This window comes from Agrobacterium vitis (assembly GCF_037039395.1).
Classification (GTDB): domain Bacteria; phylum Pseudomonadota; class Alphaproteobacteria; order Rhizobiales; family Rhizobiaceae; genus Allorhizobium; species Allorhizobium vitis_E.
In genome coordinates this window covers 1,907,579-1,921,434 of sequence record NZ_CP146242.1, presented here as the reverse complement: position 1 = coordinate 1,921,434, position 13,856 = coordinate 1,907,579, and the positions used below count along the sequence as shown (strand labels likewise).

Here is a 13,856-nt window from a genome sequence, read left to right as displayed (position 1 = left end):
GCTGCAATATGATCCTGATGGCCCCTGCACACCAAGGCACCTGGCAGACCACGCTTATGGTGGCGGGAAAAATGCGCCCTGGATTAAAAGCCAGCCTTGGCCTGATCGCGGCCCTGTCGCTTGCCGGCTGTCAGTCGATGGTTGAGCAATCTTATCAGCCGAACATCTCGCCCTCGTCTTCACCGCAGATCGTTCAGGAAGTGCAGAAGGACGATCCCCGCGCCCAGATGGGTGCGCGTGAGCATCCCCGCATCGTGGCAAGCTATGGCGGCGAATATCACGACGAGAAAACCGAACGGCTGGTGGCGAAAATAGCCGGTGCGTTGACGGTGGTGTCTGAAAACCCGCAGCAGTCCTATCGCATCACCATTCTGAATTCGCCTGCTATCAATGCCTTTGCCCTGCCCGGCGGCTATCTCTACGTCACCCGTGGCCTGTTGGCGCTGGCCAATGACGCTTCGGAAGTCGCCGCCGTGCTGTCGCATGAAATGGCCCATGTCACCGCCAATCACGGTATCGAGCGCCAGCGGCGCGAGGAAGCCGAGGTCATTGCCAGCCGCGTGGTGGCCGAGGTCCTGTCCAGCGATCTGGCCGGCAAGCAGGCCTTGGCGCGTGGCAAGCTGCGGCTGGCCGCCTTCTCACGCCAGCAGGAATTGCAGGCCGATACGATTGGAGTGCGCACCCTGGGCGAAGCAGGTTACGATCCCTATGCGGCGGCGCGCTTCCTGGATTCCATGGCCGCCTACCAGCATTACAGCTCATCCGACCCGAATGCCGACCAGAGCATGGACTTCCTGTCCAGCCACCCCAGCACACCGCAGCGGGTGGAGCTGGCGCGCGACCATGCCCGCGCCTTCGGACCTGACGGATCGACCGGCGACAAGGGCCGCGATTACTTTTTCGATGGCATCGATGGCATGTTGTATGGCGACAGTCCGCAGGAGGGCTATGTCCGTGGCCACACGTTCCTGCATGGCGGCCTCGGCATTCGCTTCGACGTGCCGGACGGTTTTCAGATCGACAACAAGGTGGAGGCGGTCATGGCCACCGGGCCGGGCGATGTCGCCATCCGCTTCGACGGCGTGGCCGATACCCAGAACCGCAGCCTGACCAATTATATTTCCAGCGGCTGGGTCACCGGCCTGTTACCGGACAGCATTCACGAAACCAAGATCAATGGCATGGAGGCTGCGACCGCCAGGGCCTCTGCGGATCGCTGGGATTTTGACGTCACCGTGGTGCGGCTGGGCAATCAGATTTTCCGCTTCCTGACCGCCGTTCCAAAAGGCAGCGACCAGCTGGCGCCAACAGCCGATCTTCTGCGCCAAACCTTCCGCCGCATCACACCCGAGGAAGCCAAAACGCTGAAACCATTGCGCGTCCGGGTCGTCACCGTTGGACAAGGCGACACACTGGCCAGCCTGTCGGCCAGGATGATGGGAACGGATCGAAAGCTGGAATTGTTCAAGGTGTTGAACGCCATTCCCGCCGGACAAAGCCCGGCACAGGGCAGCCGGGTCAAAATCGTCTCGGAATAACCTACGGAATAATTCCTTAAATCGGAATCCAGTTAAGGAATTATCCAGCAAATTTAAACAGTTACAGTAGCATGCGTTTTATAAAACGCATGCTGCTGTAGAAATTTGGGCCGTAGAGATTTGGTTGGACCTGTTTGATCTGGTCAGGCCACCATCTGGGGATTGGCCTGAACCAGCGCGACCTTCAGCTTTTCCATCGCCCGGGTCTCGATCTGGCGCACCCGCTCCTTGGAAATACCAAGCTCACAGCCCAGCTCTTCAAGCGTCGCACCATCCTCCGAAAGCCGTCGGGCGCGAATGATGCGCATTTCACGCTCATTCAGATGGGCCATGGCGCCGCGCAGCCAGTCCAGGCGACGCTCGGTATCGATCATATCCGTCACCTGCTCGTCCGGTGTCGGCTCATCGCTGGCCAGCATGTCCAGCCGCTCCGCACCCTCTTCGCCGTTATTGGAAATCGGTGCTTGCAGGGAGGTGTCATTGGAGGAGAGCCGGGCATCCATCGACTGGACATCGGCAAGGCTGACGCCAAGCGCGGTAGCGATTTCCTGGTGAATGGCCTGATCGGTCAGGCGTTGATCGCCCTGGGCAAGCTTTGCCCGCAACCGGCGCAGGTTGAAAAACAGCGCTTTCTGGGAGGAACTGGTACCGCCGCGCACGATGGACCAGTTGCGTAGGATATAATCCTGCATGGAGGCGCGAATCCACCAGCCGGCATAAGTCGAAAAACGCACATCGCGGGTCGGCTCAAACCTTGCCGCGGCTTCCAGCAGCCCTATATAGCCTTCTTGAATGAGATCGCCGAGCGGCAGGCCGAAGCCACGGAACTTGGAAGCCATGGCAATCACCAGCCGCATATGGGCATGCGCAATCTGGTTGCGGGCAGCCTGATCGTTGCCGTGTTTCCAGCGTACAGCCAGATCATGCTCCTCCTGGCGCTCCAGATACGGGGCGGCCATTGCAATCCTGATGAGCTTCTTATCGGCTTGCAGGGAATTCATTACGACCTCCATTCGCGCGGCACCACGGGCCGCGTCGAGAGCAATTTAAAGGTTGAAACCACGGCAATGAATGTTTCATTCTTTTACGATGGGACTTGCCAAACGGATCACTGCGCGACATATCTTTTATAGATTTAGCTAATGTGCCCAGTGATGAGATGGTGTTTTGCCCGTACCAACGTCGCTGTAACGCTCAAAGCTGCGGAATGTTCCAGCTTTCAGGCTGGACAAATCCCGTGGCGCGCCCAATGTGCCGACGTCATCCCCACGTCCGGGCGCATCAATGCTTCAGCGCAGCTCAAAAAAGCGGATGTCGATCATCCCGCCAACATCTCAGCTCTTGAATTTCACCTGATCTTTCGCCACCTGAAGGCGGTTGCGGGCCGCAGGTGGGACACCCTTTGCGATGCCAGCAAAATGCTCTTTTTGCCGCATGCTGAGCGACCGGTCACAGGACCAGTCCAGGCATGCTGCCTGACGTCATACGGGAGTTACAATGTCGACAGAAACCGCCGAAAAGCTGGCCGAAGCCGCACCAGAATCTCATGTGTTTGAAGCCGATGTCGCGCGCCTTCTGCATATGATGGTGCATTCGGTTTATTCGGACAAGGATGTGTTCCTGCGGGAACTGGTCTCCAATGCCGCCGATGCCTGCGAGAAACTGCGTTATGAAGCGATTACCACGCCGGGCCTTCTCACCAGCGATCCCGATCCCCGCATCCAGCTGCGGCTCGATGCGGATAACAGGCAATTGATCCTCGAAGACAATGGCATTGGCATGAGCCGGGCCGAGTTGATCGAAGCGCTGGGGACGATTGCCCGGTCCGGCACTCGTGCCTTCATGGAACGGATCGAGGCCAGCAAGGCTGAAGCCGGCAAGACTGGTGAGGACGCCCAGTTGATCGGCCAGTTTGGCGTCGGCTTCTATTCCTGCTTCATGGTGGCGGACAAGGTGGATGTGGCAACGCGCCGTGCCGGTGAGGCGCAAGCCTGGGCCTGGTCTTCCGATGGCAAGGGCAGCTATTCCATCAGCGAGATCGATGCCGATGACGCGCCAGCCCGTGGCACCCGGATCACCCTGCATCTGATGGAGGATGCCAAGGACTATGCCACCCGCGCTCGGGTGGAGCGGATCGTCAAGCAGCAGTCAGGCCATGTCCCGGTGGCGATCACCCTGGTTGAAAAGCCCGGCGAGGAACCGACCCGGATCACCGAAGGCACAGCACTCTGGACCCGCTCGAAATCCGAGATCAGCAGCGAGGAATATGCCGATTTCTACCGCGGTATTTCCGGACAATATGACGAACCTGCCTTGACTGTGCATTTCCGCGCCGAAGGCCGGCATGAATATACCGCCCTTGCCTTTGTCCCCGGCATGCCTCCTTTCGACCTGTTCGATCCGGACCGCAAAGGCCGTATCAAGCTCTACGTGAAACGGGTCTTCATCACCGACGATGCCGAACTTCTGCCGCGTTACCTGCGCTTCGTGCGCGGTCTGGTCGATACCGCCGACCTGCCGCTGAACGTATCGCGTGAAATGATCCAGGAAAGCCCGATCCTGTCGGCCATTCGCAAGGGCGTGACCAATCGCATCCTGACCTCCGTGGAAAAGCTGGCCGAGAATGAGCCGGAAACCTACAAGACGCTCTGGGAAAATTTCGGCGCCGTGTTGAAGGAAGGGCTCTATGAGGATTTCGAACGGCGCAGCCAATTGCTGGGACTTACCCGTTTTCGCACCACGACATCAGGCGACGACCAGCGAAGCCTTGCCGATTATCTCAAGGACATCAAGCCGGAGCAGGACAGCATCTATTATCTGACCGGCAGCAACCTCGAACAGCTGAAAGCCTCGCCGCAGCTCGAAGGTTTTCGCGCCCGTGGTATCGAGGTTCTGCTGCTTTCCGACCAGATCGACAGTTTCTGGGTGATGAATGCGCCGGAATTCGAGGGCAAGACCTTCAAATCCGTCAGCCAGGGTGCAGCAGACCTTGCCAAATTCGCCAAGGCCGACACCGGGGCTAATAGCGACCAGGATAGCAACGACCAGGCAAAAGCCGATATTGCCGGCTTCCTGGCGCTCGCCAAGGAGCAGTTGAAAGATCAGGTTGCCGATGTCCGCGCCTCAGACCGGCTGACCGAAAGCCCCGTCTGCCTTGTGGCACCAGAAAGCGGTTATGACCGTCAATTGGAGAAAATATTGGCCGGAGCAGGCCAGCTTGCCTCGACCTCCAAGCCGGTGTTGGAGCTGAATGCCGATCACGCGCTAGTAAAAGCGATGGCAGGTGCCCAGCATGCACCGGCCCTGCAAAATGATGCCATCCACCTGCTTTACGACCAGGCCCGTATTCTCGATGGTGAAAAGCCAGCCGATGCCCGAGCCTTTGCGGAGCGCATGGGACGGCTGTTCGAAAAGGCGCTTCGCGCCTGATAAATACATAATAGCGAAAAGGCCCGGTTCGCATCTGCAAACCGGGCCTTTTCCGATGAAGGAGGATTATTCCGAGGCGTCGGCGGAATCGGCGTTGAGCTGGCCGTATTTTTCGGCGCCAAGCTTGGAGAACAGCTCGAGCTGGGTTTCGAGGAAGTCGATATGGCCTTCCTCATCCATCAGCAGCTGTTCGAACAGCTTCATGGTGACGTAGTCACCAGCCTGATAACAGATATCGCGGGATTCCTTGTAAGCCGTGCGGGCTTCGTATTCGCCAGCCAGATCGGCCTCCAGCACTTCCTTGACCGTCTGGCCGATGCGCAAAGGCGCCAGGGTCTGAAGGTTGGGGTGGCCTTCCAGAAAAATGATCCGCTCGACCAGTTTGTCGGCATGTTGCATTTCTTCGATGGATTCCGCACGCTCCTTCTTGGCAAGCTTGGTATAGCCCCAATCTTCCAGAAGACGGAAGTGCAGCCAATATTGATTGACAGCACCCAGTTCCAGAAACAACGCCTGGTTCAAACGTTCAATAACTTTTGCATCGCCCTTCATCGCAGGACCCCTATCTAAACGGTTACCGGCACGGATAATTACTTCGATTGCCTACAACCGACAGAATTATGAGTGCACTCCAATGTTTTATAACGCTTCGCATAACATGCCAGCGATATGCGCGATAAAAGCAGGATTGAATTGCCAAGTCGAGCATTAATTTTAGAATGATTCCAAAAAGACGAAAAAGATATGAGATGGACACGGGCACTTTGTGACACCCGTACAGACAGTTAAACGAAAAAACCCCGCGTGAAGCGGGGCTCTGGGTGGCTTTGAGTATCTCAACGCAGGAGGTGATCAGGCGGTCCGGCTGACACGATTGCGGCGTTCGATGAGTTCGTTCTTCTGTTCTTCCTGGAAACGCTTCAGGCGCTCCATGAAATTCACGAGGTTTTCGCCATCGCTATTGCGCTGAGCGTGAAAGGCCTGGGTCGTCGAGACAATGATATCCACGACATTCGGGAAGCACCCACAACAGCGACCACGCTTTTCCATGGCGTGATAGACCTTTGCAGGCACGATCAACTGCCAACAGTCCTGCTCGAGAAATTCCGTGATCGTGTCGCGGATTTCTTTCTCAGTAATGAAATTGCAACTGCACACCAGCATCGGCTTCAGCCCGTTAAACAAACATGACATCTACTCTCTCGTTTTATGGCTAAACAAGAGGCTGTCTGTCAAGAAAAAACATGACGATCTACAAAACCTGGCAATCACAAGGATGTTGTTTTGCGCGCATGAAATGCGTCAGGACCGATGATAGGGATGACCGGAGAGGATGGTAACGGCACGGTAAAGCTGTTCGGCCAGCATGATGCGCACCAGTTGATGCGGCCAGGTCATCTTTCCCAGATTCAGCACCAGATCGGCCCGATCGCGGAAATCCGGGTCCAACCCGTCGGCCCCGCCGATAACGATGACCATGTCGCGGCGACCGCGATCCTTATGGTCGCCGATATAAGCCGCAAATTCCTGGCTGTCCCAGCTTTTGCCGCGTTCATCCAGCGCCACGACAAGAGGATTGTCCGGCAGGGATTTTTCGATCTGCACCGCCTCTTCCCGCTTGCGGGTGGCGGAATTCGAGGCTCTGCTTTCCGGCAACTCACTGACCCGGGAAAATTCCAGCCCGCTTGCCGGACCGGCCTTGGCAAAACGGTCCAGATAGCGTGACACAAGATCTTTCTCTGGCCCGGCTTTCAACCGGCCAACGGCAACAATGCCTATCCGCATCCCATCCTCTTGAGGGTTCGATCCGCAAAACCAGAAGCAACCGAGCGGAGATCCGCTCGCTTTCCTGGCAGACAAGGATCATCCCGTCGAAAACACGCGACGATCATTGCCTTATCGGGCTCGATACCATCTCCAGACCGTCAAATATACGGCCTGTGAGGGTTAGTGCAGTCGGCTTTCCTCGATATCCGGAGCGGCCCACATCTTTTCGATGTTGTAGAACTCGCGGATTTCAGGGCGGAAGACATGTATGATAATGTCTCCGGCGTCGATCAGTACCCAATCGCCGGTCTCAAGACCCTCGACGCGCGGGGCGCCAAAGCCTTCATCCTTCAGATCGGAAACGAGATGTTCGCAGATCGCCACGACGTGACGGGACGAGCGACCGGACACGACCACCATGTAGTCGCCCAGCGCCGATTTTCCGGCAATGTCGATAGAGACGATATCTTCTGCTTTCGAGTCCTCAAGGCTCGTGAGGACCAGCTCAAGCGCGCGGGCTGCGGCATCGACGCCACGTTCCGGGCTTTGCGGGATCGCGACAGTGGCGCGGCCCTTGGTGTGTACTGTTGTCAGAGTTTGTCCTTTCCGTCGGTAACAGCACGAAAACGACTCAGAGGCACCCATTGCCAGTGAGCCAAGAATAAGGTGGCACTGAATAGTTAATCTTTCAAGACAGGCCCTGTGCGAAGCGCTGTAGAACTGAGCATCGAACGCGGTCCGTGAATGAAGGTCCAGGCGGGCGCCTGCCTGCGCCACAGCACACCGGCATCGCTTTCATCGACCCGGGCAAAATCGAAGCGCTGCGCCATTTTCGATGACAGATAAGACAGAGTCGCACCGGGCCGGTCGATAACAGCGATTGGAAAGGTCATGGCGATGTTCTGCCAATCCTGCCAATGGTGAAAGGAGCGAAGATTATCCGCACCCATGATCCAGATGAAATGCACATGCGGGTTCAACCGCTTCACATGGTCCAGCGTGCGCGCGGTATAGCTCGTCCCCAGCTGTGCCTCAAAGGCGGTGATCTTCAGCCGGGGGTCCTGCGCCAGGTCCTCGCATAGCGCCAATCGCTCGGCCAGAGGGGCCAGCTGACTGTGGTTTTTCAGCGGGTTTCCGGGTGTCACCATCCACCACAACTGATCCAGGCCCAGCCTGCGAAGGGCAATCTCAGCCACCAGCACATGCCCCTGATGCGGCGGATTGAACGATCCGCCGAACAGGCCAACCACCATGCCACGCTCGGTATGCGGCATGCGCAGATAGTGTGCAGCGACCCCGGGATGGCTCACGTCAGGGCCGAATCTGGCCGGTGCCATGCACCCGGTACTTGAACGAGGTCAATTGCTCGACGCCAACCGGCCCGCGCGCATGCATCTTGCCGGTGGCAATGCCGATTTCCCCGCCCATGCCGAATTCGCCGCCATCGGCAAATTGGGTTGAAGCATTGTGCAGCAGGATGGCCGAATCCACTTCGTTGAAGAACCGCTCGACCACAACAGGATCTTCAGCAATCACCGCCTCGGTATGGTTGGAAGAATAGCGGGCGATATGGTCGATGGCCCCACCGATGCCATCGACAACGGCAACCGAGATGATCGCATCGAGATATTCGGTGCGCCAGTCCTCGTCCACGGCAGGTTTCAGGCCGGGAAAGACTTTCAGTACTGTCGCCGAGGCTCGGATCTCGCAACCCGCCTCGGTCAGGGCTTCGAGAAGTGGCATCAAATGGCTGCCGATGGCAGCGCTATCGACCAATAGGGTTTCCGCCGAGCCGCAAATACCGGTCCGGCGCATCTTGGCATTGACGACGATGTTTTTCGCCATGTCGAGATTGGCGGAGCCATCGACATAAACGTGGCACAGCCCTTCCAGATGGGCAAAGACCGGCACGCGCGCATCCGATTGCACTCGCGCCACCAGGCTCTTGCCGCCCCGCGGCACGATCACGTCAATCGTGCCGTTCAGCCCGGTCAGCATCGCGCCAACCGCGGCGCGATCCGTGACCGGCACCAGTTGGATGGCATGGTCCGGCAGGCCGGCGGCCACAAGCCCCGCCACCAGGCAGGCATGAATGGCGCGCGAGGAATTGACCGAATCCGAGCCGCCGCGCAGGATCACGGCGTTGCCGGATTTCAGGCAAAGCGCCCCCGCATCCGCCGTCACATTCGGGCGGCTCTCATAAATCACTCCGATCACACCGAGCGGCGTGCGGACCCGCTCGATCTGCAAACCGTTCGGACGCTCCCAGGCCGCGATGACTTCCCCGACCGGGTCCTTCAGCTCAGCCACCTCGCGCAGGCCCTTGGCCATCGCGGTGATCCGCTCTTCATTCAGCGTGAGCCGGTCGATGAAGGAAGCCGCCAGCCCTGCCGTTTGCGCAGCCTTGAGATCGATGGCATTGGCGGCGATGATCTGGCTTTTTCTAGTCAGGATCGCCTCACTCATCGCCACCAGCGCGGCATTCTTCTGGTCAGCCGAGGCAATAGCCAACGGTCGCGCAGCGGCCTTGGCCTTGGCGCCGATGTCCAGCATCAGCGCGTCAATACCATCCGCCTTGGCGACTATGTCAAGCATGGGCCTCGTCCTTCTTCTTTGCACTCTTGCCGGTTTTCCTGCCGGTCTGTTCCGTCATCACCAGATCATCCCGGTGGATCATTGCTGAGCGCCCGGCATAGCCGAGCAGCGCTTCGATCTCCGCCGATTTATGACCGGCGATGCGGCGCGCCTCATCGGCATCGTAACCCGCCAGGCCACGGGCAATTTCCCGTCCCTCAAGCCCGATCACCGAAATCGTGTCGCCACGATGAAATTGCCCGGACACCTCGCGCACGCCTGCGGGCAACAGGCTCTTGCCAGCCCGAAGGGCTGTTTCAGCGCCCGCATCGACGCTCAAAATACCGGCGGGCTGCAATTGTCCGGCAATCCAGGTCTTGCGGGCCGTCACTGGCATGGCAGACGGTGCAAACCAGGAATGGGCCGCACCCTCATCAATGCCGCGCAGCGGATTGAGCAGCTTGCCCGACGTGATGATCATCGCGCAGCCCGCACTTGTGGCGATCTTGCCCGCATCAATCTTGGTGCGCATGCCGCCGCGCGAAAATTCCGAGGCCGCACCGCCTGCCATCGCCTCGATTTCCGGGGTGATTTCGGCAATCACAGGCAGAAGTTTTGCCTCAGGATCGAGATGCGGCGGCGCGGTATAGAGCCCGTCGATATCGGAGAGCAGGATCAGCAGATCAGCACCGGTCATCGTCGCCACCCTGGCCGCCAGACGATCATTGTCGCCATAGCGGATTTCGGTGGTCGCCACCGTGTCGTTTTCGTTGATGATCGGCACCGCCCCTAGCTTCAACAGCTGATTGATGGTGGCGCGCGCATTGAGATAGCGGCGGCGCTCCTCCGTATCCCCCAGCGTCAGCAGGATCTGCCCGGCAACGATTGATGACCGCGACAGGCTTTCCGACCAATGCCGCGCCAGAGCGATTTGCCCCACGGCTGCCGCCGCCTGGCTTTCTTCCAGCTTCAAGGCCCCCGCTGACAGGTTCAGCACCGTGCGGCCAAGCGCAATGGCGCCAGATGACACGACCAGCACCTCGACACCTTTGGCGCGCAGAGCGGCGATATCGTCACAGACGGCATCAAGCCAAGCATGTTTCAGGCCGGAACCCCGGTCCACCAACAGGGCCGAGCCGATTTTGATGACGATCCGCTTATACTGCGAGAGAGAGGCAAGCGGTGCGCTCATTCCTCGCCCTCCTCACTCTCCTCTGGTCCATCTTCGTGTTGGGCCCGATCTTCGAGCTTATGGCGATGTTTCTTCGGCCGCTGCGAAATCGTCTCGTCGTCATAGCTGCGATTTTCAACGATCACATCGCGCAACGCCCGCAGGACTTCGAGCATTCCCTTGCCGGTAATGGCGGAAATCATCATCGGCTTCTTGCCGCAGGCCTTTTGCAGGGCCTTGAGCTTCTTTTTCAGCTCATCCTCGTCCAGCACGTCGATCTGCGACAGGGCGACGATCTCAGGCTTGTCTTCCAGGCCGCCATCATAGGCTTCCAGCTCATGAGCAACCGTGGTGTAGGCCTTGGCGACATCCTCTTCCTGGGCAGACACCAGATGCAGCAGCACCCGCGTGCGCTCGACATGGCCGAGGAAGCGGTCGCCAATGCCAACCCCTTCATGGGCACCTTCGATCAGGCCCGGAATGTCGGCCAGGATGAACTCACGCTCATCCACGGTCGCCACACCCAGATTAGGATGCAGCGTGGTGAACGGATAATTGGCGATTTTCGGACGCGCCCGCGTCACCGCCGCCAGGAAGGTGGATTTTCCGGCATTGGGCAGGCCAACCAGACCAGCATCGGCAATCAGCTTCAGCCGCAGCCAGATGGTCTTTTCTTCGCCTTCCAGGCCGGGATTGGCCCAATCCGGCGCCTGATTGGTGGCCGATTTGAAATGCGCATTACCAAAGCCGCCATTACCGCCCGCTGCCAGCCGGAAGCGCTGGCCCTCGGTGACCATATCGACAATCAGCGTTTCCGCATCTTCTTCGAAGATCTGGGTCCCGACAGGCACTTTCAGCGTCACATGCTCGCCATTCGCGCCGGTGCGGTTGCGCCCCATACCATGGGTGCCGACCGTCGCCTTGAAATGCTGCTGAAACCGAAAATCGATCAGGGTGTTCAGACCATTGACGGCCTCCACCCAAACATCGCCACCGCGCCCGCCATCGCCACCATCCGGCCCGCCGAACTCGATGAACTTCTCGCGGCGGAACGAGACGGCACCTGCGCCGCCGTCACCTGATCGAATATAGACCTTTGCCTCGTCGAGAAATTTCATGTCGCTGCCATACTTCCTGTGTCAGGATACTCATATCATATATGCGGCCATCGTTATCGCCGCTTGACGCGGAGGTCAAAGAGTATCGTGCGTTTCGTCAGTTACAATATTCAATATGGGATCGGCCTGGACGGCAAATTCGACCCCATCAGGATTGCCAAAAACCTGGAGGGCGCCGATGTGATCGCCCTCCAGGAAGTCACCCGCGGTTATCCCGCCAATGGTGGGGCCGACCTGCCGGAGATCTTCGCCAACCATTTTCCCGAATATCATTGGGTCTATGGACCGGCCTGCGACCTGCACGCCTCCTCGGCGCTGATCAAAGGCCGCCGCGTCGACAAGCGCTTCCAGTTTGGCAATATGGTGTTGTCGCGCTGGCCGATCCTGGCCAACCGGATGCTGCTGTTGCCGCGCACCCGCACCTTCGAAAAGCTCAACAATCAGCGCGCCGCGACCGAAGCGGTGATCGATGCGCCCGGCGGGGCGCTCCGGGTCTATTCCGTCCATCTCGACCATGTCGCACCGGACGAGCGCATCGCCCAGATCCGGTTCCTCAAGGACCGCGCCATCAACTTCATCCAGGAAGGCGGCGCGATGACCGGTGGACAGGAATTTGCCCTGCCGCAACCGCCGCTGCCGGAGGATTTCCTGCTGATGGGCGATTTCAACATGCAGCCGGATTCGCCGGAATATCGCGAGATGGTCGGAACCATCGATGCTTACTACGGTCGCACCGCCCGCGCCAACGCCCCTCTGGACGCATTGGCCCGGCTCGGCAAACTCAATGCCGAAAGTTACAGCTGGGAAGAGGTGGGCAAGCCGGATATGCGCATGCATCTCGATTATTGCTTCCTGAGCGGTTCGCTGGCCCATCGCCTGAAAGCGGCAAGCGTCGATACCGATGCGGTCGGCTCAGACCATTTTCCGGTCTGGGTGGAATTGGATTGAGGTTGCGGCGGCCACGTCCGGCCGCCGCAACTGTCTTTAAAACGCTTTCGCTCTCTGAAACCCGTCTTGCGTCAGGCGGGTTTCGATATGCGGTGCCATGGCATTGCGCGACAGGCTGTAGAGATCGGCGCAGCGGGTCAGGGTGAAGCCCAGCTTGTCCTGGATCTTCAACGATGCGGCATTATCGGCAAAGGCGCCGGAATGCAGCACCGCCTCCGGCATACGCCGGAAGAACCGTTCCACCGCAGCCCGGGCTGCCTCACTCATCAGCCCCCGCCCCCAGTAGAAACGATTGAGCCAATAACCGAGATGCCAAAGCCCATGGCGCAGCTCCAGGCCGACCATGCCGATATGAACGTCATCGCCCGACGTGATGGCCAGGTGCCAATCCGGCATGACACCGGCTGTGATGCGGTTCAGCCAATCGCAAGCATCCTGCCGGTCATAGGGCATCGGTACCCGGCTTAGCATCCGCGTCACCTGCCAGTCGTTCAGCGAGGCAGCAATGGCGTCCGCATCGGAAAGCCGATGCGGACGCAGCACCAATCGTTGCGTTTCGATCACCGGGCAAGGCCCAAGCGAGGGGAGCCGCGTTTGCAGCCGGGGCTTTTCAAGAGCAGCCATCACCGCATCTCCCCCCAGCTCTTCAGTGACATCCAGGTCTTGCGATCCAGCCGGTACCATTCCACCGGCACCATGCCACGGGCAGCCAGATGGCCGACCATGCCGGACCCCTGGAACTGGAAGCCGCACTTCTGGATGACCCGCCGTGCCGCAACATTGGTGACCCGGCAACGGGCATCAATGAAGGCGATGTCACGGGTCCGGAAGGCCATGTCGATCAGGGCATGAGCGGCTTCGGTGGCGTAGCCGTTGTTCCAATAGGGCTCACCCAGCCAATAGCCGATTTCCAGTGTCTCCAGGTCGGTATGCGGCTCGAGCGCGCAGCAGCCGAGAAATTCGCCATTCTCACCCTTCGTAATCGCATAGACGCATTTACCGATCTCGCCGAGATTGGAACGTCGCACAAAATCGGCGGCATCGGCTGCCGTGTAAGGATGTGGCATACGCGACACCATGGTCGCAACGGCGGCGTTATTGGCGAGATGGGTAAGGGCGTCAATGTCTTCTACATGCGGAGCGCGCATAACCAGCCGCTGCGATAAGAGGACGGGGCAACTTTGCCTTAACCGATCCGGCCTCAGCCGATCGTCGGGTGACCGGAATTGGTCATCCCTCAGTAATAAGCGTTCCATGGCTCAGTCTCCTTTGGAGGTAAGAAAAAAGGGAAGAGAGGTGGCGCCTCATCTT

14 protein-coding genes are annotated in these 13,856 nt (G+C 58.9%); 3 read left to right on the top strand and 11 right to left on the bottom strand.

The window, feature by feature from the left end:
• The first annotated feature begins 56 nt into the window (after positions 1-56).
• Positions 57-1,538 (top strand): M48 family metalloprotease, encoded by a 1,482-nt coding sequence (locus V6582_RS11540; protein WP_197434350.1) that lies wholly within the window; start codon positions 57-59, stop codon positions 1,536-1,538.
• A 143-nt stretch (positions 1,539-1,681) separates the two neighbouring features.
• On the opposite strand, the gene V6582_RS11535 is transcribed toward V6582_RS11540, so the two are convergent.
• Entirely contained in the window at positions 1,682-2,539 is an 858-nt protein-coding gene (locus V6582_RS11535) for an RNA polymerase factor sigma-32 (protein ID WP_156631360.1), read from the bottom strand.
• A 496-nt stretch (positions 2,540-3,035) separates the two neighbouring features.
• Between V6582_RS11535 and htpG the strand changes: the two genes are divergently transcribed.
• On the top strand, positions 3,036-4,967 hold the full coding sequence (gene htpG / locus V6582_RS11530; RefSeq protein ID WP_156631361.1) for a molecular chaperone HtpG: 1,932 nt from the start codon (positions 3,036-3,038) through the stop codon (positions 4,965-4,967).
• A gap of 66 nt (positions 4,968-5,033) precedes the next feature.
• Here the strand turns inward: htpG and bfr are convergent, their stop codons facing one another.
• The 8 genes from bfr to obgE form a co-directional block, all read right to left on the bottom strand.
• Positions 5,034-5,519, bottom strand: coding sequence for a bacterioferritin (gene bfr, locus V6582_RS11525; RefSeq protein ID WP_156631362.1), 486 nt, complete (start codon positions 5,517-5,519; stop codon positions 5,034-5,036).
• Between the two features lie 300 nt (positions 5,520-5,819).
• A complete protein-coding gene (locus tag V6582_RS11520; RefSeq protein ID WP_060718749.1) occupies positions 5,820-6,131 on the bottom strand; it encodes a (2Fe-2S)-binding protein in 312 nt (103 codons plus the stop codon).
• Positions 6,132-6,269: 138 nt separating this feature from the next.
• A complete protein-coding gene (rlmH, locus tag V6582_RS11515; protein ID WP_156631363.1) occupies positions 6,270-6,752 on the bottom strand; it encodes a 23S rRNA (pseudouridine(1915)-N(3))-methyltransferase RlmH in 483 nt (160 codons plus the stop codon).
• A gap of 162 nt (positions 6,753-6,914) precedes the next feature.
• Positions 6,915-7,379 carry a ribosome silencing factor gene (gene rsfS, locus V6582_RS11510; protein WP_041697243.1) on the bottom strand — a complete coding sequence of 155 codons (465 nt, stop codon included), beginning with the start codon at positions 7,377-7,379 and terminating at the stop codon, positions 6,915-6,917.
• A gap of 35 nt (positions 7,380-7,414) precedes the next feature.
• Positions 7,415-8,071 carry a nicotinate-nucleotide adenylyltransferase gene (locus tag V6582_RS11505; protein WP_156631364.1) on the bottom strand — a complete coding sequence of 219 codons (657 nt, stop codon included), beginning with the start codon at positions 8,069-8,071 and terminating at the stop codon, positions 7,415-7,417.
• Positions 8,046-9,329, bottom strand: coding sequence for a glutamate-5-semialdehyde dehydrogenase (locus tag V6582_RS11500; RefSeq protein ID WP_156631365.1), 1,284 nt, complete (start codon positions 9,327-9,329; stop codon positions 8,046-8,048). Before V6582_RS11500 ends, V6582_RS11505 begins: the two co-directional genes overlap by 26 nt.
• The gene (gene proB / locus V6582_RS11495; protein ID WP_156631366.1) at positions 9,322-10,500 is read right to left on the bottom strand and encodes a glutamate 5-kinase; all 1,179 of its coding nucleotides are present in this window, start codon (positions 10,498-10,500) and stop codon (positions 9,322-9,324) included. Before proB ends, V6582_RS11500 begins: the two co-directional genes overlap by 8 nt.
• A complete protein-coding gene (gene obgE / locus V6582_RS11490) occupies positions 10,497-11,597 on the bottom strand; it encodes a GTPase ObgE (protein ID WP_156631367.1) in 1,101 nt (366 codons plus the stop codon). The genes proB and obgE overlap by 4 nt, the downstream gene beginning before the upstream one ends.
• A gap of 87 nt (positions 11,598-11,684) precedes the next feature.
• On the opposite strand from obgE, the gene V6582_RS11485 reads away from it, so the two are divergent.
• Positions 11,685-12,545, top strand: coding sequence for an endonuclease/exonuclease/phosphatase family protein (locus V6582_RS11485; RefSeq protein WP_337739212.1), 861 nt, complete (start codon positions 11,685-11,687; stop codon positions 12,543-12,545).
• 36 nt (positions 12,546-12,581) lie between these two features.
• Here V6582_RS11485 and V6582_RS11480 read toward each other — a convergent pair whose 3' ends face one another.
• Both V6582_RS11480 and V6582_RS11475 read right to left on the bottom strand, forming a co-directional pair.
• Positions 12,582-13,169 (bottom strand): GNAT family N-acetyltransferase, encoded by a 588-nt coding sequence (locus V6582_RS11480; RefSeq protein WP_156631369.1) that lies wholly within the window; start codon positions 13,167-13,169, stop codon positions 12,582-12,584.
• Complete coding sequence (locus tag V6582_RS11475; protein ID WP_060718758.1) at positions 13,169-13,801, bottom strand: GNAT family N-acetyltransferase; 633 nt, start codon at positions 13,799-13,801, stop codon at positions 13,169-13,171. The genes V6582_RS11480 and V6582_RS11475 overlap by 1 nt, the downstream gene beginning before the upstream one ends.
• Positions 13,802-13,856: the final 55 nt, after the last annotated feature.